Below are 25,688 nucleotides of genomic sequence, written 5' to 3' on the forward strand. Positions count from 1 at the left end.
GTTACAACCCCAATCCGGACAGCAAATCGTCGGCGTCGTCCTGCGACACGGCGTGACGGTCCAGGCCCTTGATCGCAGGACCGGCAAGACCGCCGTCGTCTTTCTTCGGCTCGGGATTCTTCGGCGGCAGGCCGAGCGCACCGAAGCCCTCGTGCACGCGGCGCACGATGCCGGCCACGCGGCGGATGATCTGGCCGCTGAGGTCCTGGTAGCTTTGCGCCAGCGACAGCTCGGTGAGGTTGTGGCGCATCTTGTCCATCAGCGCGCCCTGGTCCTGATTGAGGCCGCCATCGCGCAGCTGGTTGGCCAGCACGCGGCATTCCTCGACCAGGTCCAGCGTGCGGTGGCTGGCCTTTTCGGTCATCTCCACCACGTGATCCAGGCGCGAGCAGGCATCGTCCAGCTCACCGGCTTCTTCGGGCACGGTGGGCAGCTCGCCCAGCGCCTGGCCAAGTTCGCGGGCGAGCCGGCTCAGGCTCTGCATCATCGGGCGCGTGCGCAGGGCGGCGAGGTGGTCGACCTCGCGCTTCCACGCCACTTCATCACCGCTTTCCAGTGCGTCAAGCGCGCCTTGCAGGCGCTCGATCAACGCGGCACGTTCGGCATCGGTTTCCACGGTGGCGTTCATCAGGCGGTCGCCGCCAGACGTTCGAACACCTTGCCCAGCTTTTCTTCCAGCGTCTGCGCGGTGAACGGCTTGATGATGTAGCCGTTGACGCCGCACTGGGCCGCTTCGATGATCTGCTCGCGCTTGGCTTCGGCGGTCACCATCATCACCGGCAGGTGCTTGAGCTTGGCGTCGGCGCGGATGTTGCGCAGCAGGTCGATGCCGGTCATGCCGGGCATGTTCCAGTCCGTCACCACGAAGTCGAACGGGCCCGCGCGCAGCGCAGCCAGCGCGCTGTTGCCGTCTTCGGCCTCTGCGGTATTGGTGAAGCCGAGATCCGCCAACAGATTCTTGACGATGCGTCGCATCGTCGAGAAGTCGTCCACGATCAGGATCCGCATGTTCTTGTTCACATCAAGCTCCTAACACGAAAAATTACGCGAAAAATTCAGTCGTCGACTTCGACGCCGGCATCGGCCAGTTCGAAGACCTTGAGGCGGCCACGCAAACGCACCACCGCCTGGCCATGGATCTGGCACACGCGCGATTCGCTGACGCCCAGCACGGCGCCGATTTCCTTCAGGTTCAATTCCTGTTCGTAGTACAGCGACAGCACCAGCTGCTCGCGCTCGGGTAACTGGCCGATGGCCTTGCCCAGCTCGCGGCCGAATTCGCCACGCTCCATCATCTGCTGCGGGTTGGGGCCACCCTTGGCGGTGGTGTCCAGCTCGCCGTGATCTTCGATGCGCGATTCCAGGCTCAGCACCTGGCCACGTGCGGCGTCTTCCATCAGGCGCAGGTAGTCGGGCAGCGGCATTTCCATCGCGGCGGCCACTTCGGTGGCGGCGGCGGCGCGGCCGGTGTTCTGCTCGATCTTGCGCACGGCGGCGGCGGCATCGCGGGCGCGGCGGTGCACCGAACGCGGCACCCAGTCGCCACGACGGATCTCGTCGATCATCGAGCCGCGGATGCGGATCGAGGCATAGGTTTCGAACGAGGCGCCCTGGTCGGAGTCGTAACTGCGCGAGGCTTCGATCAGGCCGATCATGCCGGCCTGGATCAGGTCGTCCACTTCCACGCTGGCCGGCAGGCGCGCGGCCAGGTGGTGGGCGATGCGGCGGACCAGGTCGGCGTGCTGGGTCACCACGTCGTTGGCGTTGTTGCGCTGCACGGCGCGGTACTGCGCGCTGGCCGTGGTGGCGGTAGCGGTGCTCATGCGGCCACTCCCCGTTGGATGATGCGTTCGACAAAGAACTCGACGTTGCCGCGCGGCACGGTGGGTGCCTGCCAGCGCGAGGTACGGCGTGCGATTTCTGCAATGGCCTGCGCCGACGGACTGGACGGATAGGCCTTGATGACGGGTTGCTGACGCTGCACCGACAGGCGCAACCAGTCGTCCTGCGGCACGTGGCCGAGATAGTTCAGCGAGACATCGCCGAGGAATTTCTCGCAGACGCGGGAGAGCTTGTCGTACAGCAGGCGGCCTTCGTTGGGGTCGCGCACCATGTTGGCGATGATCTGCAGACGGTCCACGCCGCGTTCGCGCGAGAGCACCTTGATCAGCGCGTAGGCGTCGGTGATCGAAGCCGGCTCGTCGCAGACCACCACCACGGTGTCCTGGGCGGCCTGGCAGAAGGTCAGCACGCTGTCGGTGATGCCGGCGGCGGTGTCGATGACCATCACGTCCAGGTCGCGCTCCAGTTCGGAGAACACATTGACCAGGCCGATGTGCTGGGCCGGGGCCAGTTCGGCCATGTGGCGGCGACCGGATGCGGCCGGCACCACCAGCACGCCGCCAGGGCCTTCGATGATCACTTCATCGAGCGTGCAACGGCCGGCGATCAGGTCGGCCAGGGTGTACTTGGGCGCCAGGCCCAGGACCACGTCCAGGTTCGCCAGGCCGAGGTCGGCGTCCAGCAGCAGGGTGCGCTTGCCCATGTCGGCAAGCGCCACGGCCAGGTTGGCGGAGATGTTGGTTTTGCCCACGCCACCCTTGCCACCGGTCACGGCGATGGTGCGCACCGGGCCCAAAGGCTCGGGACGGGTCGCCGACAGGGGGAAGGCGTTGGTCAGCTTGGCGTATTCACGCGACTGCATGGTTGTGCTCCGGAGTACAGGGCTTATCGGCAGCGCGCCGCAAATCTTCAAGACGAAGAACGAGACTGGCGGCATTGGCGCGGTGCAGGTCGTCGGGGACCCGCTGTCCGTCAGTCACCCAGGTGATGGGCATTTGGTGGTCGACCACCACCGACAAGGCGCTGCCGAAGCGGCCGGTCTCGTCGAGTTTGGTCAGCACCACGCCTTGGGGCTTGGCGTGGGCGAAGCGGCGCACGACCTCGTCGAGGTCGGCGAAATGCGAGTTGGCGGGCAGCACCAGCAGCGAGGTGACCTGCTGGGCGGCGCGCAGCCAGTTCAGCTGGGCTGCCAGGGCACGGTCGCGCTGGCCCATGCCGGCGGTGTCGATCAGCACCAGCTTGTAGTCGCGCAGACGCTCCAGCAGTTCCAGCAGGCTTTCGGCGCTGTCGGCCTCGTGCACCGCGATGCCGAGCTGACGGCCGTAGCTGTGCAGCTGTTCGCGGCCACCGACGCGCAAGGTGTCGGTGGTGACCAGGGCCACGTCGCGCGGGGCGTGCTGGGCGGCAAAGCGCTGCGCCAGCTTGGCGATGGTGGTGGTCTTGCCGGCGCCGGTGGGGCCGACCAGGGCGATGACGCCGCCACGTTCCAGCGGGTCGACCGGGGACACCGGCAACCGCTTGGACAGCAAGCCCAGCATCAGGCCGCGGCCACGGTGCAATTCGGTATCGGCCGGGATCTGCAGGGCGATATCGCGGGTCAGGCCGGCGTCGAAGCCGTAGTCGTCCATCAGTTCCAGCGCCTGGGCGCGCACCGGCGAGCCACGCAGGCGCTCGTCGGTGAGGCGGTTCATTTCGCGCTCGATCATCTGCCGCATCAGCGCCAGTTCGCCGCGCAGCTGCTTGAGTTCTTCGTCGTTCTGCGCGACCGGCGCCGCAGCCACCGGCACCGCGGCCAGCGCGGCGGGGGCAACGACGATCGGCGGCAGCGCAGCCGGCGGCAGGATCTGCGGCAGGGCGTCGTCCAGATCGAAGTCGGCCTCATCGGCGAAGGCGTCGTCGTCCTGGCCATGTGCGGCGTAGGCCGGGGCGGCGACAGCGATCGGAGCCGGAGCCGGGCTCGGAGCGGTCTGCAGCGCCGGGCGCTGGACCGGGGCGGTGGTCAGGAAGTCGGCGAACAGCTGTTCCGGCACCGCCGACAGCGCGTGGTCCTGGCGCTGCACCACCGGGGCGGCCAGTTCCTGCACGGCCGGCATCGGCGCGGCGCTGCGGATCGGGGCGGCCACCGGGGCCTGACGCGGCACGCTGACCGGCTGGCGCAGGGCCATGGCGGCGATCATCTCTTCGGCGGCGCTGGCAACGCGCTGGCGGTGGCTCATGCCGGCCTCGGCGGCCGGCTTCAGCGGAGCATGCACCGGTGCGGCGGGGCGGGCCGCCGGCTGGGCCGGGGCCTGCTGCACCGGAGCCTGCTGCACGGGCGCCTGCTGGGCGGGCGCGGCACTGGCCGGGGTCTCGGCGCGGGCGGTTTCCAGGGCGCGCTGCACCAGTTCTTCGTCGTAATTGCTAGCCGCGACGATTTCGATGCCTTCGGCGGTGCGGCGGTTGGACAGGATCACTGCATCCGGGCCGTGCTCGTCACGCACCATGCGGAATGCGGTGCGCATGTCCGGGGCAACAAAGCGTTTGATCTTCATGCCACGTGCCTCCAGGAACGGGACCCGCCGGACGCCGGACGGGTGCGCGATGAATGTGGGTGTGTTGCCAGCGTCATGAGTTGCATGTCCCGTTTGTGTTCCAAGTCCTGCCATCCGCCCCGCAGCGGTGGAGCTGTCTGCGGTCTCGCCAGAGCTAATGCATGTGGTGTGCCAAAACCGAAGTGCTGGATTTCTGGCGCTCGATCAGGAGGGTTGCGCGTGCGGCGGCTGCCCCTGTTGCCCCCATCCGCCCTTCGGGCACCTTCCCCCGCAGGCGGGGGAAGGGATGCGTTTGCAGGCGGGGAAGGGAGGCGTTGGTGCAACGCCGCTGCAGCGCTGGCAGCCCATTGCCTTCTCCCGCGGGCGGGAGAAGGTGGCGCGCAGCGCCGGATGAGGGGCGGTTGGTGCCGTGCGAGTCACACCTGCGGGAACATCGCCAGAGTGTTGCCCCCATCCGCCCGTCGGGCACCTTCCCCCGCAGGCGGGGGAAGGGAGGCGTTTGCAGGCAGGGGAAGGAGGCGTTGGTGCAACGCCGCTGCAGCGCTGGCAACCCGTTGCCTTCTCCCGCGGGCGGGAGAAGGTGGCGCGCAGCGCCGGATGAGGGGCGTTGGTGCCGTGCGAGTCACGCCTGCGGGAACATCGCCAGAGTGCTGCCCCCATCCGCCCTTCGGGCACCTTCCCCCGCAGGCGGGGGAAGGGAGGCGTTTGCAGGCAGGGGAAGGGAGGCGTTGGTGCAACGCCGCTGCAGCGCTGGCAACCCGTTGCCTTCTCCCGCAGGCGGGAGAAGGTGGCGCGCAGCGCCGGATGAGGGGCGTTGGTGCCGTGCGAGTCACGCCTGCGGGAACATCGCCAGAGTGCTGCCCCCATCCGCCCTTCGGGCACCTTCCCCCGCAGGCGGGGGAAGGGAGGCATTTGCAGGCAGGGGAAGGGAGGCGTTGGTGGAACGCCGCTGCAGCGCTGGCAACCCGTTGCCTTCTCCCGCAGGCGGGAGAAGGTGGCGCGCAGCGCCGGATGAGGGGCGTTGGTGCCGTGCGAGTCACGCCTGCGGGAACATCGCCAGAGTGCTGCCCCCATCCGCCCTTCGGGCACCTTCCCCCGCAGGCGGGGGAAGGGAGGCGTTTGCAGGCAGGGGAATGAGGCGTTGGTGGAACGCCGCTGCAGCGCTGGCAACCCGTTGCCTTCTCCCGCAGGCGGGAGAAGGTGGCGCGCAGCGCCGGATGAGGGGCGTTGGTGCCGTGCGAGTCATGCCTGCGGGAACATCGCCAGAGTGTTGCCCCCATCCGCCCTTCGGGCCCCTTCCCCCGCAGGCGGGGGAAGGGAGGCGTTTGCAGGCAGGGAAGGAGGCGTTGGTGGAACGCCGCTGCAGCGCTGGCAACCCGTTGCCTTCTCCCGCAGGCGGGAGAAGGTGGCGCGCAGCGCCGGATGAGGGGCGTTGGTCTTTAGCTGATCGTGCCGACCAGCTTCAGGCGCTTGTCTTCCGGCACTTCGCTGTAGGCCAGCACCGACAGGCTGGGCACGCTGTGGCGGACCAGGCGGGCCAGCGCCGCGCGGACCTGGCCCGGCACCAGCACCACCGCCGGTTCGTTGCGCGCTTCCTGCTTGCCCACGCAATCGGCCAGGCTCTGGTGCAGGCGCTCGGCCAGGCCGGGTTCCAGTGCCACGCCGTTGCCGTGGGTAGATTCCTGCAGCACGCGCTCCAGCTGCGGGGCCAGGGTGAACACCGGCAGCTCGGCCGACATGCCGGCGATTTCCTGCACGATGAAGCGGCCCAGCGAGGTACGCACGGCGGCGGTGAGGGTGGCCGGGTCCTGGCTATGCGGGGCGTGCTCGACCAGCGCTTCGACGATCTTGCGCAGCTGGCGTACCGGGATGCGCTCGATCAGCAGGTTCTGCAGCACGCGCACCACCACCGACAGCGGCAGCGCCTTGGGGGTGAGGTCCTCGACCATCTTGGGCGCCGTCTTGGCCAGGGTTGCCAGCAGCTGCTGCACTTCTTCGTGGCCGAGCAGTTCCGGGGCGTGTTCGCGGATCAGGTGCGACAGATGGGTGGCCACCACGGTGGCCGGGTCGACCACGGTATAGCCCATCGATTCGGCATAGGCGCGCTGATGCGGCTGGATCCAGGTGGCGTCCAGGCCGAACGCCGGGTCCTTGCCGGGAATGCCGTCGAGCTGGCCGAGCGCGCCGCCCGGGTCCAGCGCCAGTTCGCGATCGGGATAGATTTCCGCAGTGGCCACCGGCACGCCGTGCACCAGCAGCCGATACGCGTTGGCGGACAGCTCCAGGTTGTCGCGGATATGCACCGGCGGCACCAGGAAGCCGATGTCCTGGGTGAGCTTGCGGCGCACGCCCTTGATGCGCGCCATCAATTCGCCGCCCTGGTGCTTGTCCACCAGCGGGATCAGCCGGTAGCCCACTTCCAGGCCCAGCGGGTCGATCGGGCGCAGTTCGTCCCAGCTCAGTTCCGCGCTGGCCTGGGCGGCAGTGGCCGCCGCAGCCGCCTGTGGGTCGGTGGCCGCATCGCCTGCCGCTGGCGCCACCAGGCTGCGCTTGTACATTTTCCAGGCGATCACGCCCAGGATCAGGCCCAGCGTCAAAAACGCGACGTTCGGCATGCCCGGCACCAGGCCGACCAGGCCCAGGATCGCTGCGGCCACCGCCAGTGCGCGGTGCTGGCCGAACACCTGGCTGACCATCGCCCCGCGCATGTCCTGCGCCCGCGAGGCGCGGGTCACCAGCAAGGCCACCGAGGACGACACCAGCAAGGCCGGCAGCTGCGCCACCAAGCCGTCGCCGATCGACAGCAGGGTGTAGGTGGAGGCGGCATCCACGAAGCTCATGCCGTGCTGGAACATGCCGACGGCCATGCCGCCGACCAGGTTGATGAACAGGATCAGGATGGCGGCGATGGCGTCGCCGCGGATGAACTTGTTGGCACCGTCCATCGCACCGTAGAAGTCGGCTTCCTCGCGGACTTCCTCGCGGCGGGCCTTGGCTTCCTCGCGCGTCAGCAAACCGGCGTTGAGGTCGGCGTCGATGGCCATCTGCTTGCCGGGCATGGCGTCCAGAATGAAGCGCGCGGTCACTTCCGACACGCGCCCGGCACCCTTGGTGATGACCACGAAGTTGATGATGGTCAGGATCGCGAACACCACGATACCCACGGCGTAGTTGCCGCCGATCACGAACTGGCCGAACGCCTCGATGACCTTGCCGGCCGCGGCGTGGCCGTCCTGGCCGTTGATCAGGATCACGCGGCTGGAGGCGACGTTCAGCGCCAGCCGCAGCATCGTGGTCATCAACAGCACGATCGGGAAAATGGTGAATTCCAGCGGGCGCTGCACATACACCACCGCCAGCAGCACCATCAGCGAGATGGCGATGTTGAAGGTGAACAGCGCGTCCAGCACCGGCGCGGCCAGCGGCACCATCAGCATGGCCAGCATGGCCATCAGGGCGAGCGGGGCACCCAGGCCGTTACGCAGCAACTCCATGACGCGGCGGGCGTTCATCGGGGCAGGTTGGGCGCTCATGCGCTGGCCCCCTTGCCGAACTCATCCACGTCCAGCGACGGCAATTCCGGCATCGGGCCGCCGTTCCACCCGCGCAACTGGTAGACGTAGGACAGCACCTGGGCCACGACCGAATAGAGTCTCACGGGAATTTCCTTGCCGATTTGGGCTTCCCTATACAAGGCGCGTGCCAAAGGCGGGGCGGTGACGATCGCCACCCGGTGCTGTTCGCCGGCTTCGCGGATGCGGAAGGCCATTTCGTCCACGCCCTTGGCCACCACGATCGGGGCGCGCATCTTGCCGCCTTCGTACTTGAGCGCCACCGCGTAGTGGGTCGGATTCATCAGCACCACGTCGGCCTTGGGCACCGCTTCCATCATCTGGCGCTGCGACATCTGCATCTGCATCTGGCGGATGCGGCCCTTCACCTCCGGGCTGCCCTCGCTTTCCTTCATCTCGCGCTTGATCTCTTCGCGGGTCATCTTCAGCTTCCGCAGCCAGTTCCACTTCTGGTACGGCGCGTCGATGGCCGCCAGCAGCACCAAGGCGCCTGCGGTGTAGAACAGCAGGCTCTTGGTGAAGTCCAGGCCGTTGCCCACCGCCTGTTCCAGCGGCTGGTTCACCAGCGCGCGCAGGCCGGGCAGGCTCTTGGAGATGCACAGCCAGGCGGCCAGGCCGACGAACAGCAGGCGCAGCACCGACTTGACCAGCTCGGCCAGGCTATTGCTGCCCCACATGCGCTTGACCCCGTTCATCGGGTTGAGCTTGGTGAGGTCGGGCATCAGCGCCTTGCCGGAAAAATGCATGCCGCTCATCAACAGCGGCCCGGCCAGCCCGGCCAGCAGGCAGACGCCGATCAGCGGCAGCATCACCCACATCAGTTGCAGCAGCAGGTCCCCGAAGTGGCCGAACAGCGCCATCGGGTTCTCGCGCATCTTCGGGTCCGGGCTGAGTGCGGTCTTCATCCAGACCGCCGCGCCATCGCCAATGCCGCCGGCCAGTGTCATCAATCCGAACACGCCGGCGCCAAACACCGCGGCGGTGGACAGCTCACGCGATTGCGGGAAGTTGCCCTGTTCGCGGGCCTCGCGCAGGCGTTTTTCGGTGGGAAGCTCTGTACGCTCGCCGCCGTCTTCGGACTCGGACATGGGGATGCCGGTGGGGGATTACGCCCACTGATGCAAGCGGCATTCCAGAACCGCGGCCGCCAGCCCCGGACGCCGGCAGCGACACAGCGTGCCAAGCTGCAGGCGGCGATCGTCCTGGACCGTGATCGTCCTGGACCGTTCACCCGCTTTGCCGCTCTACCGCTCTGCCGCCAGCTCGCCCAGCGGCCGAGCACGGGCGCGCGCAACGCACCGACGCGCCCCCACGGGGAGCCTGGGTCCCCGGTGCATGGGCCGCGCGCTCAGGCCACCGAAATCTCCGGTTCTTCCGGCTCGATACGGTTGCGGCCGTGGCGCTTGGCCCGATACAAGGCCTCGTCCGCACGCGCCAGCAGGGTGGCGGCGGTGTCGCCGACGCGGTACCACGCCACACCGATCGAGCAGGTCACCTGCAGCGCGCGCGCAGCGCCCACCTCGTAGGGCGACAGGCTGATCGCCTCATGGATGGCGCGCAGCCGATGCTGGCCCTGACGGGTCATGCCGGGCAGCAGCAACAGCAGTTCTTCGCCGCCGTACCGGCCCACCTTGTCCGAATCGCGCAGGCAGGCGGTAAGCCGCGCGCCCACCTTGGCCAGCACCGCATCGCCGACCAGGTGGCCGTGTTCGTCGTTGACCTGCTTGAAGTGGTCCAGGTCGATCAACACCACCGCCAACGGGTGTTCTGCATGCGCGCAGGCCTGCAGTTCCTCGCCCATGGCCTCGAGAATGCCGGAGCGGTTGAGCAGGCCGGTGAGCGCGTCGTGGCTGGCCTTCAGCGCCAGCGCGGCGCGTGCGCTTTCCAGCTCGTGCTTCTCGCGTTCGAGCTGGTAGGTGCGCTCGGCCACCAGCTCGGCCAGCATGCGCTCGCGCGCCATCAGATGACGGTGGCGCCAGCTCCACAGCCCGATCAGCAGGCCGCTGCCGATCAGCAGGTACAAGGCGATCGCCGGCGGGCTGCGCCACCACAGCGGCGCCACCGCAAAGGCCAGGTCCACGACCGGGGAGGCGGTGCGCCGATAGCGGTCCAGCACCTGCACCTGCAGGCGGAAGTGCCCGGACGGCAGCGGCGGTTGGTCGATCGACAGGTCGTCGCTCTGGATCCATTCGTCGTGCAGGCCGAGCAGGCGATAGCGCACGGTCAGGCGGCTCGGGTCGTCGTAGACCTCCATCGTGGACAGTTCGATATGCAGCGGCTTGTCGCTCCAGCCGAGCAGCTGCCCGCTGCGGATCGGGACGCCGCCGCGGCTGACGCTGTCGATCCGCACGCTGGGCTGGCGATCGTCGAACAGCCGCGCCGGGTCGGCCAGGTGGCTGACGCCGCGCGCGGTGCCGATCCACACCGAGCCATCCGGATCCTCGGCGAACGCCGCTTCGGACACGTCGTCCCAGATCAGCCCCTGCGATTGCGACAGATGCGCCCAGCGCTCGCCGTCATAGACCTCCACGCCACGCGCATGGCCCACCCAGATCCGGCCCACGCTGTCGCCGCGCAACAGGTACACGCCCACATCGCGCAGCGCGTCGTCGCTGATGGCCTGCAGGTCCACGCCGTCGGCCAGCACCATGCCGTGCCAGACGCCGGGGCGGTAGAAGGCCAGCCACACTTCGCCGCTGTCGCTGATATGGAACTTGCTCACCCAGGGCTCGGCATCGCCACCGTTGACCTTCACCGGCACCTTGGCCCAGTGTGCGCCGCGCAGCCGGAACAGACCGTTGGCGCTGGACACCCACAGCGTGCCGTCGGCGGTCTGCTGGATATCGGTGTAGGCAATGGCGGGCATGCCGGCAACCGGCTGCAGCGCGCCGCCCTCAAGCGGGCGCTCGATCACGAACAGTCCGCCGGCGGTGAGGATCCATAGCCGGCCCTGGCGATCCAGGAGCAGGCGTCTGGCGGTGCGCGGGAGTTTGGCCACCTCGGCGTTGCGACCATCGGGCCAGAAGCGCTGCAGGTGGCCGGCCGAGTTGAGCGTCCACAGGCTGCCGTCGCTGCTGCGCTGCATGCCCACGATCTGGATGCCGGCTTGCGGCAGCGCCGGTGCAAAGCGCCCGCCCGGGTGCGCCTGTCGTCCCACGCCGTGCTCGTTGCCGACCAGCAAGGCGTGCTGCGCATCGCGTGCAATGGACCAGGTCGGGGCGGGCGGCATGCCCTGTGTGGCGTCCCAGTTCTCGATCCATTCGTAGCCGGCCCAACGCACCAGGCCTTCGCCGTCCACGGTCATCCAGAGGTCGCCGTCGCGATCGACCACGATCGCGTCGCTGCTGCCCGGTGGCAGCCCGTTGCCGGCGCCGAAGGTCCGCCAGCGGCCGTGTTCCCAGCGCACCAGGCCATCGTTGCGGCGCACCAGCACGCGTCCTTCGCGATCCAGCACCAGCGGTGCCTGTCGTCCGACCGTGCTGCCGTCCAGCAGCGGCAGCGGGCGCACGCGGAAGCGGTCGTCACCCGGCGCGCGGTGGAGCAGGGTCCCGGCGCCGCGGGCCCACAGCCCGCCGTCGCGATCGCGCAGCACGCTGGACCAGCGGTCCTCCGGCACGCCCTGGTCGGGGCCATAGACCTGCACCCGGCGTTGCGCGTCGATGGCGCACAGCTTGCGCGCGCACCCCACCCACAGGGTGTCGCCCTCCACCGACAGACTCATCGCCTTGGACAGTTCCGGCACCCGCACCCGCGTGGCGGTGTCCAGCAGGTAGTCGCTATGCCACTTGCCATTGCTGCGCGGGCGCAGCACCTCCAGTTCGCCGCCGTTGAGCATCACCGTGCCCCACGACGGGCTGGCCAGCAGCATGCCGTCCTGCAGATGCTCGGCCTCGTCGCGGGCAAGCTTGCGGAAGCCATGTTCGTCGCCGACGAACAGCGCCTGGAACCCGGCAACCCACAGGCGACCGTCCGGCGCTTCGCTCATGGCGGTGATCGGTTCGTTGCGCAGGCCGTCCAGCGGAACCTGCTGAAAGAGGCGGCCGTTGTAGCGATACAGGCCGCTCTCGGTGCATACCCACAGCAGGGTATGACGGGTCTGCAGCAGGCAGGTGCCGGCCAGGCCGAGTAGGCCCTGATCGTGGGCATAACGCCGAATGCTGGCGCTCTGCGCACCAGCCAGCTCCGCAAACGACAGCAGGGCCAACAGCAGCACCGCGGTCAACGGTGGCACTCGGCCTGACGACCTCGATTGGCGGTGCAAGAACCCCACGGGCGTTTCGCTCTCCCACGCATCCAAGCGTATGGTCCGCGCCCTCGCGCAGACGCCTCACGCTTGCCATTGGTGGCCCCATCCCAGGCCACGATCTATCGACTAGCGGCTGTGCATGCGATTTACTTTAATTGCATTTGACAATCGATCGACGCGGTGAATCAGCGGGCCGGACCGTGCCGCAGTCCTGTCGTGGAACGGCCGAGACCAGCGTCAATGCACGATCTGGATCGCGGTCAAGGCTGCAGCGCAAAGCTGGGCGCCAGGGCGGCGGCGCTGGCGCGGCGCGTCCATCGCGCCGCTGGCCAACCAGCGCGCCGTGCGCTGATCGGCACTTGTGGCAGCGAGGGCGCACACGCCATGTCGGTGCACACGCCGGCCCTGCGCAGCGTTGCCGCCGCGCTGCGCCGGTCGGATCAGTCGAGATGACCGGCCGGTGCGGCAGGGCGCACCGGCCCATGGTCGTAGTCGATACGATTGCGGCCGCTGCGCTTGGCGGCGTACAGCGCTGCATCGGCGCGGGCCAGCAATTGTTCGAGGGTTTCGCCGGGCTGGAACCAGGCCACGCCGATCGAGCAGGTGACATGCAGCCGGCCGCCGTCGATGGGGTAGTCGCCGCAGATGCCGCGGTGCAGGGCATCCAGCCGATGCGTGGCCTCCTGCGTCAGCCCCGGCATCAGCGCCAGCAATTCCTCGCCGCCGTAACGGCCGATGCGGTCCTCGCCACGCACCAGCGTATCCATCCGCCGGCCCACCCCGGCCAGCACCGCATCGCCGGCCAGGTGGCCGTGCTGGTCGTTGACCAGCTTGAAATGGTCCAGGTCGATCAGCACCACCGCCAACGGCCGCGCCGTCGCATCGGCGCGTTCCAGCATGTCGCGTAGGGCCGCGAGGATGCCGGCGCGGTTGAGCAGGCCGGTGAGTTCGTCGTGGGTGGCCTTGAGCGCGAGCGCGGCACGGGCCGATTCCAGATCGCGCTTGTCCTGCTCCAGTTCGGCGGTGCGTTCGGCCACCAGCTGCTCCAGCTCGCGCTTGCGGCGCAGCAGTTTGGCGGTACGCCAGCGCAACAGCACGATCACCGCTGCAATGGCCAGCACCCCATAGCCGATCAGTGCGGGGATGCCGCGCCACCAGGGTGCGCGCAGCACGAAGTGGAACCGCGCCACGGCGCTTGCGCTGCGTTGATAGGCATCCAGCGCCTGCACCTCGAGCGTGTAACGGCCCGGTGGCAGCAGTGGGTAGGTGAGATGGCTGAGCGAGGTGGTGGTCCAGCGCGCCTGATGGCCTTCCACGCGATAGCGGAAACTGATCCGCTCGGCGCCGCCTTCGACGCCAGGCGTTTGAAGCTCGATGTCCAGCGGCGTTTCCGACCAGTCCAGCGCGCTGCCGGCCCGGACGATCTGGGTGCCGCGACGGACCTGGCCGATCTCGACCTTGAGCGCCTGTGCCGCAAACAACCGCTGCGGGTCGCGCAGATGGCTGAGCCCTCTGCTGCTGCCGACCCAGATGCTGCCGTCGTCGTCTTCCAGAAACGCATTGGACGAGAGGTCGTCCCACAGCAGGCCTTCTGCACGGGTGATGCGCGACCAACGTCCATGCTGGTACAGATCCAGCCCCTGGCTGCTGCCCACCCATAGCCGGCCCTTGCGATCGTGACGCAGGATGAATGGCATCACCCTGGACAACAACGGGTCGTCCACCGCCTGGACCGGCAGGCTGCCATCGGCCTGCAGGCGGCCATGCCATAGCCCGGTTTCGCGCAACGACAGCCAGATTTCGCCATCGGGCGCGAAATCGATCTGGTACATGTCCTGCGTGGGCAACGTCCCGGTGACCGGCACGTGCACCCATGTCGTGCCGTCACGCCGGTACAGACCATCGCCGGTGGCGGCCCACAGGCGGCCTTGGGGATCCAGGTCGATATCGCCAATGAACCTGGTCGCCATCGCCGGATCGGACACCAGCGTGTAAGGCGGGCTGGCTTGGCCGTGCCCGAGCCCGCGCGAGGTCGCAATCCAGACCGAACCGGTGGTGTCGAACAGGATCTTGTAGCCCGGCCGCGGCAGATCCATCACCTGCCGGGTCAATCCGGTGACTGGATCGCGCCGTGCGATGGCGCCGGAGTAGTACGACAGCCAGGCCGCGCCGTCCGGTGCCACCGCGATGTTCAGCGTCTGCGACAACGGCTTGCCATCCTCCAGCCGCCACGGCTGCGCACGCACGGCGTGGCGCGCGAGCAGGTTGGCACCGCCGTCGGCGCCTACTGCGAGTGTGCCGTCGGGCAGGCGCTGCATCGACCAGATGGGCGCCGACGCCACGCCCTGTGCTTCGGTGAGATGCTCGATGTTGCCGTAGCCGAGCAGGCGCTGCAGCCCGGTCCCGCGCGTGCCGATCCACAAGGTCCCGGTGCTCTGGAACAGCAGCGCACCAACCATCGCATCCAGCTGCAGGCCCTGATCGGTGCCGATATCGGTCCAATGCGAACCGTCCCAACGCACCAGACCGTGATCCGAGCGCGTCAGCATGCGGCCATGCGCGTCTTCCACCATCGTGGTGGCACCGGACATGGTTTCGAAGCTGTTGTGCGGATTGGCCGGACGCTCCTGGAAACGGGAGGCGCCCGGCTCGCGCGACACCATGATGCCGCCGCCGCGCAACCACAGCCGGCCGCCACGCTCGCGAAAGATCACGCGCCACCGCCTGGCCGGTACGCCATCGGCGTCGGACAAGGTTTCGACTACGGTGCCATTGGCGTCCAGACGACAGACACCGGCATTGCAGGACACCCACAGGAACCGGCCATCGGCCAGCAGGGTAGGGCCGGTCTTCAACACGGTGCCATCGCGCGTTTGCAGTATCAGCGTCTGCACCTGCCAGGAACCGTCGGCAGCCGGCGTCAGCGCCAGCAGCGCGCCATCACTGATGACGGCCACGCCATTGCGGTAGCGCGCGATCACATTGCCGGCATCGGCCCTGATGCGCTTGCCCTCCTTCAACACCTGCACGAACCGCTCGCCGCTGCGCACGAAGACGCCATTGGCGGTGGCAACCCACAGCCGCCCTGCATCGTCCAGCGTCAGCGCGCGCGTATAGCGGGCATCCAGCCCGCTCTCCCGCTCGACGGGAATGAAGCGGTCGCGTTCGAAGCGGTGCAGCGCCAGCTCGGTCGCCACCCACACCTCGCCGCGCCGGTCTTCGACCAGCCCGTTGATGGTCATGCCCTGCAAGCCGTCTGCCTGCCCGTAATCGCGAAGGCTGTAACTCTGTGCCTGCGCGCCGGTCACGCAGGCCAGCAGCAGCGCGACCGCCAGCAGCCACAGACGCGCCCGCGACGCAGCGCGTCGCGAAGCAGGGCAGGCGAACAGCGCTGAGATGAGCATCGGTTTCCGCGGAAAGAGGGGTATGCCGATTGAACGGGCCAATCGTCCCCAGCGTTGACGGCGATCGGTTACAAAACTTGAGGTGTGGCGCGGTCAGCCCGTCAGTTCTCTGGCGGCATCGAAGGCAGTGTCGAACATGCGTTGCACCGGCGGGGCGAATTCGCTCGCAAAGCTGGACAACAGGAACAGTCCCAGCAACACCGTCAGCGGCAGGCCCAGCTGCATGGGGTTCAGCGCCGGTGCCGCCTTGGCCAGTGCGCCGAAGGCCAGGTTGACCGCCAGCATCGCCACCATCATCGGCAAGGCCAGGGTCAGCCCGCCGCGCAGGATCTGCAGGAACAATGTCGGGGCGACCTCGGCAAAGGCGCTGGCGTCGGGGATTGCGGTGCCGATCGGCAGCGCCTTGTAGCTGTCCACCAGCAGCGCGATCACGGCCAGGTGGCCGTTGGCGGCAAAGAACAACAGCCCGAAACCGATATAGAACCACTGTGCGATCACGCCGGAGGTCACCCCGCGCATCGGGTCGGACATCTGCGCGAACGACAGGCCGGTGGACTGCGACACCAGCTCGCCGGCCAGCGCGCCCGCCTCGAAGATCAGCTTGAGCATGAAGCCCATGCTCGCGCCCACCGCCAGCTCGCGCGCAATGCTCAGCACTGCGCTGGCGGTGAACCCGTCCCACTCGGGCACCGGCGGCAGGATCGGTGCCAGCGCCATCGCCAGGGTCCCGGTCAGCATGACCCGCACCCGCCCGGGCACGGCGCGCGTGCCGATCAACGGCATGGCGGTCAGCAAGGCGCCGGTCCGCAGCATCGTCCACATGATCGCCCCGACCATCGCAAACGCGCGCTGGCCGTCGATCACCATCTGGGTGGCAGCATCCATCCGCGCCGGCCCGCTAGCCGATCAGATGCGGAATGCGCTGGAACAGCGCGATGGTGAACTCCACCAGGTGCCCCAGCAGCATGCTGCCGGTGGCAAACAAGGTGGCCGTCAACGCGACTGCCTTGGCCACGAACGCAATGGTGGGTTCGTTCAACTGGGTGGCGGCCTGCACCACGCCAATGACCACACCCACCACCAGCACCGCCAGCAGCATCGGTCCGGCAATCCACAGGACGGTGACCAGGCCACCACGCAATTCAGTCAGGGCGATTTCAGGGCTCATGGGGTGCTGTGATGCAAGTGGGGTGCCAATGGGGGCGGGGATTCGGGATTCGTGGTTCGGGATTGGTTGGCGAACGGGGATCTGAGTTGCCTCGTGTTGCACTCGCTGTCGCTGTCGCTGTCGCTGTCGCTGTCGCTGTCGCTGTCGCTGTCGCTGTCGCTGTCGCTGTCGCTGTCGCTGTGCTCTTGCTTGGCTTTTGCAGTTTGCTTTTCATCCCCCATACCGCAGCGGCGGGCCGCGTGGGTCAAACCCCGAAGGGGCGGCGCGCATGGATGCGCGACGTTTTTCTAAGGGACATGGATGTCCCTTAGAAAAATTCCCACGTGGACTGCGTACCCGTAGCGCCCTGGCGCGTAGGGGCGCGAGGACGGGGTGTGTTTCTTTGGTTACTTTCTTTGCACAAGCAAAGAAAGTGACTCGTTCCCCGAAGGGGAGCGAAAGCCCTGTACTTGAGTTTGCTCGGTTTGCAGTTTCGTTTTTGGTGTGAGACAGAGAAATCAACGGCTTTCACGCCCTGCGGGCGCGAGTCACTTTTCTTTGCTTGTGCAAAGAAAAGTAACCAAAAGAAAGCACACCCCGTCCTCGCGCCCTCCGCGCCTACGGCGCTGCGGGTGCGCAAGTCCGGCAGAAATTTTTGTAAGGGACATCCCTGTCCCTTACAAAAACGACGCGCATCCATGCGCGCCGCCCTGCGGGTTGTATCTGCCGGCCTTGCCGCTGCGGTATGGGGCCCCGGAGAAGCTAGAAGCCAAAGCGAAGCACAAAGGCAAAAAGCGGAAGGCAAAACGCGGCAAGCGGAGCTGATGGTTGAGCAATGCAACCCCGCAATGCGCAAAAATCAGTCAACTGACAAGCGCTACCGCGCGCACCGCGCGTCCACACCTACGACGCATTAAAGCTCGCAGCCAGCGTCCCCACCACCAGCACCCACCCATCCACCAGGATGAACAGCAAAATCTTGAACGGTGCGGAGATCAGCATCGGCGACAGCATCATCATGCCCATCGACATCAGCACGCTGGCCACCACCAGGTCGATGATCACGAACGGGATGAAGATCAGAAAGCCGATTTCGAAGGCGGTCTTCAGCTCGCTGGTCACGAACGAGGCCACCAGCACCGGGAACGGCACCGCGTCCGGGCCGGCGTACTTGCCGTCGCCGGCCATGCCGGCGAAGGTCATCAGATCGGTCTCGCGGATCTGCGCCAGCATGAAGGCGCGTAGCGGCTGGGTGGTCAATGTCCAGGCGGTGGAAAAATCGATCTGGTTGTTGAGGTACGGCTGCAGGCCGGCGCCCCACATCTTCTGCCACACCGGCATCATCACCAGTGCGGTCAGGAACATCGCCAGGCCCAGCAGCACCTGATTGGACGGGGTCTGGCCGGTGCCCAGCGCCTGGCGCAGCAGGCCCAGCACGATGGTGATGCGGGTGAAGGCAGTCAGCACCAGCAGCATCGACGGCAGCAGGGTGATCGCCGTCATCAGCAGCAGGGTCTGCAGCGGCAGGCTGACCGGCTGGTCGCCGATGCGGCCCACGCTCACGTTGGGCAGGTTCGGCAGCTGGTTGGAACCGGGCGGCACTGCCGCCGGGGCAGCGGCGGGGGCGGCGGCCTGGGCCATCGACGGCAGCGCGGCCGGGGCGGCGGCGGCCAGCAGCGGGCAGCTCATCACCAGCAGGATCAACACCAGGCGGAGGCTGCGCCCCCAGCGATTCCAGCTACTGAACATGTCACGGATCCTTGCGCAGCTTCTGAGCGAGCAGCTGGGCGAAATTGGGGAGTTGCTTGAGGTTGGGCAGGGTGGGGGCAGGCGTGGGCGGCAACGGTTCGGGCAGGGTATGCAGGGTGCTGATGCCGCCGGCGGTAACGCCGAGCAACAGCTGCTGGCCGTTCACTTCCACCACCACCACGCGCTCCTTGGCACCCACCGCCAGGCTGGTCACCACGCGCAGGCCCTCGCTGCTGCGAAATCCGCTACCGGGCATGCGCTTGAGCAACCAGCCCAGGCCGACGATCAGCGCGAGCACCAACAGCAATGCAAAGACTGCGCCAAACAGGCCAGGCGAGGACGGTGCCTGCGCGCCGACCTGGGTGGCCTTTGCCGCGGCAGGCGCCGCGGCGGCCAGCAGGCCGATCACCGCAGCCTCCGGATCCGTTCGCTGGGGCTGACCACATCGGTCAGGCGGATGCCGAAGCGGTCGTTGATGACCACCACTTCGCCATGCGCGATCAGGGTGCCGTTGACGTAGACGTCCAGCGGTTCGCCGGCGCCGCGCTCCAGTTCCACCACCGAGCCCTGGTTGAGCTGCAGCAGGTTGCGGATCGGAATGCGCGCACGGCCCACTTCCAGCGACAGCGTCACCGGCACGTCCAGGATGACGTCCAGGTTGAGGTCGGCGGCATTGTGGTCGTGCTCGGCCTGCAGGCTGTCGAAGGTGGCGGGCGCGGCGTCGAGGGTGTCGGAGTTGATCATGAGTTGGAGTCCTGGGAGGGAACGGCGCGCGGGGCTTGCACGCCCGGCGGGCGCACGGCGGTGATCTTGACGGCGTTGTTGCCGTTGGAGACGCCGAATTCGCCGGTGAACAAGGGGATGTCTTCAACGCACAGCGGCACCTGGGCGGGCAGGTCGATCGGCAGGATGTCGCCGACCTTCAGGCCGGTGAGCTGGCGCAGGCTCATGCGCTTGCTGGCCAGCACGCTGGACAGGGTCACTTCGGCGGTGTCCAGCTGCTCGCGCAGCATCACGTTCCAGGAGTCGTCGCGGTCGTTGCGGTCGCTCTGGATGCCGGCGTCGAGCAGTTCGCGGATCGGCTCCAGCATCGAGTACGGCAGGGTGATGTGGATCTCGCCGCCGCCGCCTTCCAGCTCCACATGGAACCGGCATACCACCACGTACTCGCGCGGGGTGACGATGTTGGCGAAGTGCGGGTTGATCTCCGAATTGATGTACTCGAAGTCCACGTCCATCACCGGCGCCCAGGCTTCCTTGAGGTCGGCGAAGGTCTGCTTGAGCATCAGCTGGATCACGCGCATCTCGGTGGCGGTGAATTCGCGGCCTTCGATGCGGGTATGGAAGCGGCCGTCGCCACCGAAGAAGTTGTCCACCACGGTGAACACCAGGGTCGGTTCGAACACGATCAGGCCGGTGCCGCGCAGCGGCTTGAAGCGGATCAGGTTGAGGTTGGTCGGCACGTACAGCGAGTGCATGTACTCGTTGAACTTGACCAGGTCGATGCCGCGCACCGACAGGTCTGCCGAGCGCCGGATCAGGTTGAACAGGCCGATGCGCCACAACCGCGCAAAGCGCTCGTTGACCATCTCCAGGGTCGGCATGCGACCGCGGATGATGCGGTCCTGGCTGGACAGGTCGTATTGACGCGCCTCGCCGGGCAACGGCTCCGGCTCGGTGTTGACCGCACCGGAATCCACGCCGTGCAGCAGGGCATCGATTTCGTCCTGGGAAAGCAGGTCACTGACGCTCATCGGGCAGGCCTTACTGGGTCACGAAACTGGTGAACAGCAATTCTTCGACGCACTTCTTGCCGGTCTCGCTAGTCATGACCTTCTGCGCTTCGGCCAGGGCGGACTTCTGCAGCTTCTGCTTGCCGGCCAGGTCGGCCACGTCGGTGGCCTTGACCTGGGACAGCAGCATCAGCAGGTGCGCGCGGATGGCGGGCGCGTTTTCGGTAATGAGCTTGAGCTCTTCCGGGTCGCGGGTGACCAGCTGCACTTCGACCTGCAGGTACTGCGGGCCATCGCCCGGGTCGGCCAGGTTGACCACGATCGCCGGGTCCATCGGGAAGTACTGGGCCGGCTTGGGCACTTCGGCCACCTTGGGCGCGTCGTGCTTGCCGCCTTTCTCCTCACCCTTGTGACCCAGAAAGAACCAGGCGCCGCCGCCGGCCGCGGCCAGCACGACCACGCCAATGGCGATCAGCAGAAGAGGCTTCTTGCCGCCTTTCTTCTTTTCGTCCTTGTCTTCGCTCTTTTCGGGTTTCTTTGCGGCTGCCACGGTGTGCTCCAGGGGAATGCTCACCCGATGGATGCAATCGGCATGCCAAAACTGCGACGGTTTCCTGGCGCAGCGTGCGCGCAGACGTGAAAACCCCCGCAAGCCTTGCGCTGCAGGGAGTCGGGCGGGCGGCAGCGGCGCCGGGGTGGCCGGTTTGCGCAGTGCGCCGGCCGATCCGGCGCGCTGGCTCAGGCGTAGGCGTCCAGCAATCCACGCTGGCGTAACACCACCGACGGAATTCCGACGGGTGGGCTGTCGTCCAGGCTGAGGCCGTTGCCGTCGCTGCCACCGCCATTGCGGTTGCCGGTCTGGCCCTGCTGTTGCTGGCCGACATCGGCCTGCCCGAGTTGGAAGCCGTTCTGCCCGAGCATGTCGCGCAGCCGCGGCAGGCTCTGTTCCAGCGCCTGGCGGGTGTCGGCATTGGCGGCAGTGAAGCTGGCGTTGACCTTGTCGCCGTCCAGATGCAGGCGCACCTCCACCGGGCCCATCTCGTTCGGGGTGACCTTGATATGGGCATGGCCGATCTTCTGATCAGCCAGCCAGCTCAGGCGCGCGCCCATGGCGTCGTCGAACGTGTCGCTGCCCAGCTCCGGGGTGGGGGTGGGCGAGGCGCTGAAGATCGGTGCCGCCTCCTGCAGGCGGTTGAGTGCCGGCGCGGTGGTGGTCGGCAGGACGAACGCCGGGGCATCCGGCGCGGCCGAAGCTGCGCTGTCGTCGGCGACCGGTTCCAGTGCCTTGGCGGCCATGCTCATCAGCGTGGCGGTCTGCGCATCGCCGCTCACTGCCGTGGTCGAGGTGGGCTTGGCGCCGGCAAGGGCGGCCGGCGCCAGCGCGCCCAGGGCGGGCAGGGCGGTCGTGGCCGTCGCGGTGGCGGCGGGGGCGGCTGCGTCGGTGGGCAATGCGGTGGCTGCGGGCGTGGCGCTGGCTGCGCCGGCCATGCTGGCGGTCAGCGCTGCGGCTGCGGCGGCCAGGACGTCGCCGCCCGGCAGCGCCTGGGCCAACAGGCCCATGCCGAAGCCGCCCAGGCCTTGCGGCGGCCAGCCGGCATCGGTGGCGGTGGCCATTTCGGCGGTCGCGTCTTCGCTGGCAGTGGCAGCCTTGGCGGTCTTGCCGCTCTTGCCGGCGCCGGCGGCCGTGCTGCTATCGGTGGTTGCCGGATCCTTGGTGGCGCTGGAGGCGGCGGGCTTGGCCTGGCCGTCCTGCGCACGCGGCCGTGCGGTGGCATCGCCGGCCGCATCGTCGCGCGTGTCGTCGTCGCGCTGGGTGTCGGACTGCTTGGGCTTGGGAGCGGCCGGCTTGGGCGGCACGCGCTCGAGCGCCTGCGCGTGGCCGGGCGTATTGGCCGGATGGAGCATGCGCGCAAACTGGTCCTTGGCCGGGTCCTGCTCGGACGACGGGTCGCTGTAGCTGGACTTCTTGCCGTTACCGGCAAGCGCGCCAAGGCCGGCGGCGAAGGCGGACAGGGGGTTCATGCGGATTCTCCGTGAGTATCTTCGGCCCGCGCCAGGCGCGAGCGACGTGCGCCCAGATCGTCCATCTCGCGCTGGTCGCGGCGTTCGATCACCTTGTTCTCCTGGGCGCGGTAGCTTGCCGCCAGTTGCTCCAGCACCTGCTTCTCGCGGCTGGCCAGCAGCAGGCGGGTGCGCTCGGATTCGACCTTGGCGATGTTGCTCTGCACGGTCTGTGCCTGCTGCAGCACGGCGCTGTCGAGCCTGTCCAGAAAGGCGCGGCGGTTGCTCAGCGCTACCGCGCTGGTGCCGGCCATGTGGCTGTTGGCGTATTCCTCGGCGTAGCGGCGCAGTTCTTCCAGGCGCGACTGATGGGTCTCCAGGGTGCGCTGGCGCTCGGCCAGGTCGCGGGCGACCTTGTCTTCCTGTTCCTGGGCCCGCCGCAGCAGGGGATCGATTCGCTTGGACTGCATCATGGATTAGTTCTCTGGTTCCACCAGCTGCTGCAGTGCAGACAGGCTGTCGCTCAGCACCGACGCCTTGTGCACGTCCTGGCCGAGGAATTCGACGATCTCCGGCCAGCGTGCCAATGCTTCGTCGGTGGCCGGGTCGCTGCCGCGCTGGTAGGCGCCGATGGCGATCAGGTCGCGGTTGGCGGTGTAGGCGGAGAGCAGCCGCTTGAGCTTGCGGATGCGCAGGCGCCACGGTTCGTCGGCGATGTCCTGCACCACGCGGCTGACCGAGGATTCCAGGTCGATGGCCGGGTACAGGCCGCTGTCGGCCACCCGACGCGACAACAGGATGTGGCCGTCCAGAATGGCGCGGGCGGCGTCGGCGATCGGGTCCTGCGGGTCGTCGCCTTCGGTCAGCACGGTGTAAAAGGCGGTGATCGAGCCGCGGCCCTTGGCGCCGTTGCCGGCACGTTCCACCAGCGCCGGCAATTTGGCGAATACCGACGGCGGATAGCCGCGGGTGGTCGGCGGCTCGCCCACCGACAAGCCGATCTCGCGCTGCGCTTGCGCAAAGCGGGTCAGCGAGTCCATCAGCAGCAGCACGTTCAAGCCCTGGTCGCGGAACCATTCGGCGATGGCGGTGGCGCGGTAGGCACCATGCAGGCGTGCCAGCGGCGGGCGGTCGGCCGGAGCGGCCACCACCACGGCGCGGCGCAGGCCTTCTTCGCCCAGGGTGGTTTCGACGAAATCGCGCACTTCGCGGCCACGTTCGCCGATCAGCCCGACCACGATGACGTCGGCCGAGGTGAAGCGGGTCATCATGCCCAGCAGCGTCGATTTACCGACGCCGGAGCCGGCGAACAGGCCCACGCGCTGGCCGCGGCCGATCGGCAGCATGGCGTTGATGGCCCGCACGCCGACGTCCAGCGAGGTGGTGATGGGTTCGCGCGCCAGCGGGTTGATCGACACGCCGGCCATGCCGACGCTGCCTTCGGCGCGGATCGGGCCCTTGCCGTCGAGCGGGGTGCCGTCGCTGTCGATGACGCGGCCGAGCAGGCCTTCGCCCACTTCCACGCCGCCGCGGCGCCGCGAGGGCACCACGCGCGCGTTCGGCAGCAGGCCGTGCAGTTCGGCGCTGGGCATCAGGTAGGTGCGTTCGCCGGCAAAGCCGACCACTTCGGCATCCACCCAGCCGCCATCGACCTCGACCTTGCAGGTCGCGCCCATCGGCGCTTCGCAGCCGGTGGCTTCCAGGGTCAGGCCGACCGCGCGGCGCAGGATGCCTTCGCGGATCAGGGTACGGCCGGCGGTGGGCTCCAGGCCGAGCGCGCCCAGGCGGGTGGCCAGGCGCAGATTGCGTGCATCCAGCCAATCGGCCGGGGTGGCACCGAACAGGGCGCTCACAGGCCTGCCCCGGATTTGCGCATGACTGTCTCCAGCGCGGCCCGCAGGCGCGCATCCAGGGTGCCATCGACGCGCACGCTTTCGGCGTGCACGCGCAGGTCGCCGCGGCTCAGGCTCATATCCGGGGCCACGCGGGTGGTGCTGCTGGGCGCCAGATGCGGTAGCAGCGCGGTGATGTCGTCCGGGTGCAGGCGCACCTCGACCTCGCGGCCGGCACCGCCCACCGCATCGACCGCCTCGCCGACCAGGTCGGCAAGCAGCTGCGGGTCGGCCTGGTAGGCACGGCCGACCAGCTGGCCGGCGATGCGCACGGCCAATTCGCCGAGCGCGCCGACCACTTCGTTTTCCAACCGCGCCAGCGGGCGGGTGAAGTTGTCCAGGATGCCGTCGATCTGCGCGGTGAGCCGGCGCACCTCGGACTGGCCCTGGGCGAAGCCTTCGGCATGCCCGCGCGCGAAACCTTCGTGCTGGGCGGCGTCCTCGATGGCCTGGATCTCTTCCAGGGTCGGCGGGCGCAGCACCGGCTCGAGCATGGCCGGTTCGTCGTACTCCGGCTCCGGCAGGGCCGGGGCCATGTGCAGGTCGGGGGCCAGCCAGCGGGTGACCACGTCGTTCATACCATGGCCTCCGCACCGGCGCCGCCCAGGCTGATGGCGCCCTCGTCAGCCAGGCGGCGGACGATGGTGAGGATTTCCTTCTGCGCCGCTTCCACGTCGGCCAGGCGCACCGGGCCGCGCGCTTCCATGTCCTCGATCAGGATCTCGGCGGCGCGCTGGGACATGTTGCGGGTGATCTTTTCGCGCACCTTGGTGTCGGCGCCGCGCAGGGCCAGGCCCAGCCGTTCGCCGGAGACTTCGCGCAGCAGCGTCTGCAGGCCGCGGTCGTCCAGGTCCACCAGGTTGTCGAACACGAACATCAGGTCCTGGATCTTGCCGGCCAGGTCGGCATCGATCTTGCCGATCTCGCCCAGCACGCCCTGGTCGGAGCCGGTGTCCAGGAAGTTGAGGATGTTGGCCGCCACCTTGATGCCGCCCACGTTGGACGACTTGAGGTTCTGGTTGCCGGCAAACTGGCGCTCCATGATGTCGTTGAGCTCGCTCAGCGCGTTGGGCGGAATGCCATCCAGGGTGGCGATGCGCAACAGCACGTCGGCGCGGGTGCGCTCGGGCAGCAGCTTCAGCGCTTCGGCGGCCTGGTCGCTGTCCAGATGCGCCATCACGATCGCGATGATCTGCGGGTGTTCATTGCGCACCAGGTCGGCGACCGCGCGCGGGTCCATCCACTTCAGGGTGTCCAGGCCGGTGGTGTTGCGGCCCAGCAGGATGCGGTCGATCAGGCCGCCGGCCTTGTCGGCGCCCAGCGCCTGGATCAGCACGTTGCGGATGTAGTCATCGGCGCCCACGCCCAGCGAGGTCTTGCCGGCCAGTTCGCCGTTGAACTCGTCCATCACCTTTTCGACCTGATCGCGCGAAATGCCGGTCATGGTGGCCATGGCGATGCCGATCTTCTGCACCTCCTTGGGGTCCATGTGCTTGAGCACCTCGGCCGCATCGCTCTCACCCAGCGACAGCAACAGCACTGCGGCGCGCTGCACGCCGGTCATCGGTGGT

Annotated in this window: 22 protein-coding genes; 1 reads left to right on the plus strand and 21 read right to left on the minus strand. The window is 68.1% G+C overall.

Going from position 1 to position 25,688, the window contains the following annotated elements; translation table 11 throughout:
• Window position 1 precedes the first annotated feature (1 nt).
• The 11 genes from ACCQ10_RS10060 to ACCQ10_RS10110 form a co-directional block, all read right to left on the minus strand.
• Window positions 2–628: a protein phosphatase CheZ gene (locus ACCQ10_RS10060; RefSeq protein WP_372362980.1), complete on the minus strand. Its 627-nt coding sequence runs from the start codon at window positions 626–628 to the stop codon at window positions 2–4.
• Entirely contained in the window at window positions 628–1,020 is a 393-nt protein-coding gene (gene cheY / locus ACCQ10_RS10065; RefSeq protein WP_014507662.1) for a chemotaxis response regulator CheY, read from the minus strand. The genes ACCQ10_RS10060 and cheY overlap by 1 nt, the downstream gene beginning before the upstream one ends.
• A 35-nt stretch (window positions 1,021–1,055) precedes the next feature.
• Window positions 1,056–1,823 (minus strand): RNA polymerase sigma factor FliA, encoded by a 768-nt coding sequence (locus ACCQ10_RS10070; RefSeq protein ID WP_039414775.1) that lies wholly within the window; start codon window positions 1,821–1,823, stop codon window positions 1,056–1,058.
• Window positions 1,820–2,704, minus strand: a complete 885-nt coding sequence (locus ACCQ10_RS10075; RefSeq protein WP_039566578.1) for a MinD/ParA family protein — start codon at window positions 2,702–2,704, stop codon at window positions 1,820–1,822. The genes ACCQ10_RS10070 and ACCQ10_RS10075 overlap by 4 nt, the downstream gene beginning before the upstream one ends.
• Window positions 2,691–4,373: a flagellar biosynthesis GTPase FlhF gene (gene flhF / locus ACCQ10_RS10080; RefSeq protein WP_372362981.1), complete on the minus strand. Its 1,683-nt coding sequence runs from the start codon at window positions 4,371–4,373 to the stop codon at window positions 2,691–2,693. The genes ACCQ10_RS10075 and flhF overlap by 14 nt, the downstream gene beginning before the upstream one ends.
• A 1,439-nt stretch (window positions 4,374–5,812) precedes the next feature.
• The gene (flhA, locus tag ACCQ10_RS10085; protein ID WP_372363094.1) at window positions 5,813–7,885 is read right to left on the minus strand and encodes a flagellar biosynthesis protein FlhA; all 2,073 of its coding nucleotides are present in this window, start codon (window positions 7,883–7,885) and stop codon (window positions 5,813–5,815) included.
• A gap of 17 nt (window positions 7,886–7,902) precedes the next feature.
• Window positions 7,903–9,033 (minus strand): flagellar biosynthesis protein FlhB, encoded by a 1,131-nt coding sequence (gene flhB / locus ACCQ10_RS10090; protein WP_372362982.1) that lies wholly within the window; start codon window positions 9,031–9,033, stop codon window positions 7,903–7,905.
• Between the two features lie 260 nt (window positions 9,034–9,293).
• On the minus strand, window positions 9,294–12,215 hold the full coding sequence (locus ACCQ10_RS10095) for a diguanylate cyclase (protein WP_372362983.1): 2,922 nt from the start codon (window positions 12,213–12,215) through the stop codon (window positions 9,294–9,296).
• Between the two features lie 416 nt (window positions 12,216–12,631).
• Window positions 12,632–15,595 (minus strand): ligand-binding sensor domain-containing diguanylate cyclase, encoded by a 2,964-nt coding sequence (locus ACCQ10_RS10100; protein ID WP_372362984.1) that lies wholly within the window; start codon window positions 15,593–15,595, stop codon window positions 12,632–12,634.
• Window positions 15,596–15,688: 93 nt separating this feature from the next.
• On the minus strand, window positions 15,689–16,480 hold the full coding sequence (gene fliR, locus ACCQ10_RS10105) for a flagellar biosynthetic protein FliR (RefSeq protein WP_039566112.1): 792 nt from the start codon (window positions 16,478–16,480) through the stop codon (window positions 15,689–15,691).
• A gap of 13 nt (window positions 16,481–16,493) precedes the next feature.
• Window positions 16,494–16,763 carry a flagellar biosynthetic protein FliQ gene (locus ACCQ10_RS10110; RefSeq protein ID WP_005917968.1) on the minus strand — a complete coding sequence of 90 codons (270 nt, stop codon included), beginning with the start codon at window positions 16,761–16,763 and terminating at the stop codon, window positions 16,494–16,496.
• A gap of 93 nt (window positions 16,764–16,856) precedes the next feature.
• On the opposite strand from ACCQ10_RS10110, the gene ACCQ10_RS10115 reads away from it, so the two are divergent.
• Window positions 16,857–17,054 (plus strand): hypothetical protein, encoded by a 198-nt coding sequence (locus ACCQ10_RS10115; protein ID WP_372362985.1) that lies wholly within the window; start codon window positions 16,857–16,859, stop codon window positions 17,052–17,054.
• A 591-nt stretch (window positions 17,055–17,645) separates the two neighbouring features.
• Here the strand turns inward: ACCQ10_RS10115 and fliP are convergent.
• From fliP to fliG, 10 genes are all read right to left on the minus strand, one after another.
• A complete protein-coding gene (gene fliP, locus ACCQ10_RS10120) occupies window positions 17,646–18,491 on the minus strand; it encodes a flagellar type III secretion system pore protein FliP (protein ID WP_104580591.1) in 846 nt (281 codons plus the stop codon).
• Between the two features lies 1 nt (window position 18,492).
• A complete protein-coding gene (fliO, locus tag ACCQ10_RS10125) occupies window positions 18,493–18,900 on the minus strand; it encodes a flagellar biosynthetic protein FliO (RefSeq protein WP_355586547.1) in 408 nt (135 codons plus the stop codon).
• Window positions 18,897–19,235: a flagellar motor switch protein FliN gene (gene fliN / locus ACCQ10_RS10130; protein ID WP_372362986.1), complete on the minus strand. Its 339-nt coding sequence runs from the start codon at window positions 19,233–19,235 to the stop codon at window positions 18,897–18,899. The genes fliO and fliN overlap by 4 nt, the downstream gene beginning before the upstream one ends.
• A complete protein-coding gene (gene fliM / locus ACCQ10_RS10135; protein ID WP_039565009.1) occupies window positions 19,232–20,245 on the minus strand; it encodes a flagellar motor switch protein FliM in 1,014 nt (337 codons plus the stop codon). Before fliM ends, fliN begins: the two co-directional genes overlap by 4 nt.
• 10 nt (window positions 20,246–20,255) lie before the next feature.
• On the minus strand, window positions 20,256–20,798 hold the full coding sequence (locus ACCQ10_RS10140) for a flagellar basal body-associated FliL family protein (RefSeq protein ID WP_179455335.1): 543 nt from the start codon (window positions 20,796–20,798) through the stop codon (window positions 20,256–20,258).
• 164 nt (window positions 20,799–20,962) lie between these two features.
• Window positions 20,963–22,246: a flagellar hook-length control protein FliK gene (locus ACCQ10_RS10145; protein WP_372362987.1), complete on the minus strand. Its 1,284-nt coding sequence runs from the start codon at window positions 22,244–22,246 to the stop codon at window positions 20,963–20,965.
• Complete coding sequence (gene fliJ / locus ACCQ10_RS10150; protein WP_039407767.1) at window positions 22,243–22,698, minus strand: flagellar export protein FliJ; 456 nt, start codon at window positions 22,696–22,698, stop codon at window positions 22,243–22,245. The genes ACCQ10_RS10145 and fliJ overlap by 4 nt, the downstream gene beginning before the upstream one ends.
• 3 nt (window positions 22,699–22,701) lie before the next feature.
• Window positions 22,702–24,078, minus strand: a complete 1,377-nt coding sequence (locus ACCQ10_RS10155) for a FliI/YscN family ATPase (protein WP_039407763.1) — start codon at window positions 24,076–24,078, stop codon at window positions 22,702–22,704.
• The gene (locus ACCQ10_RS10160) at window positions 24,075–24,695 is read right to left on the minus strand and encodes a FliH/SctL family protein (protein ID WP_372362988.1); all 621 of its coding nucleotides are present in this window, start codon (window positions 24,693–24,695) and stop codon (window positions 24,075–24,077) included. Before ACCQ10_RS10160 ends, ACCQ10_RS10155 begins: the two co-directional genes overlap by 4 nt.
• Window positions 24,692–25,681 carry a flagellar motor switch protein FliG gene (gene fliG / locus ACCQ10_RS10165; RefSeq protein ID WP_372363095.1) on the minus strand — a complete coding sequence of 330 codons (990 nt, stop codon included), beginning with the start codon at window positions 25,679–25,681 and terminating at the stop codon, window positions 24,692–24,694. The genes ACCQ10_RS10160 and fliG overlap by 4 nt, the downstream gene beginning before the upstream one ends.
• Window positions 25,682–25,688: the final 7 nt, after the last annotated feature.

It is taken from the genome of Xanthomonas sp. NCPPB 1325 (assembly GCF_041477645.2).
Lineage (GTDB): Bacteria > Pseudomonadota > Gammaproteobacteria > Xanthomonadales > Xanthomonadaceae > Xanthomonas > Xanthomonas cannabis.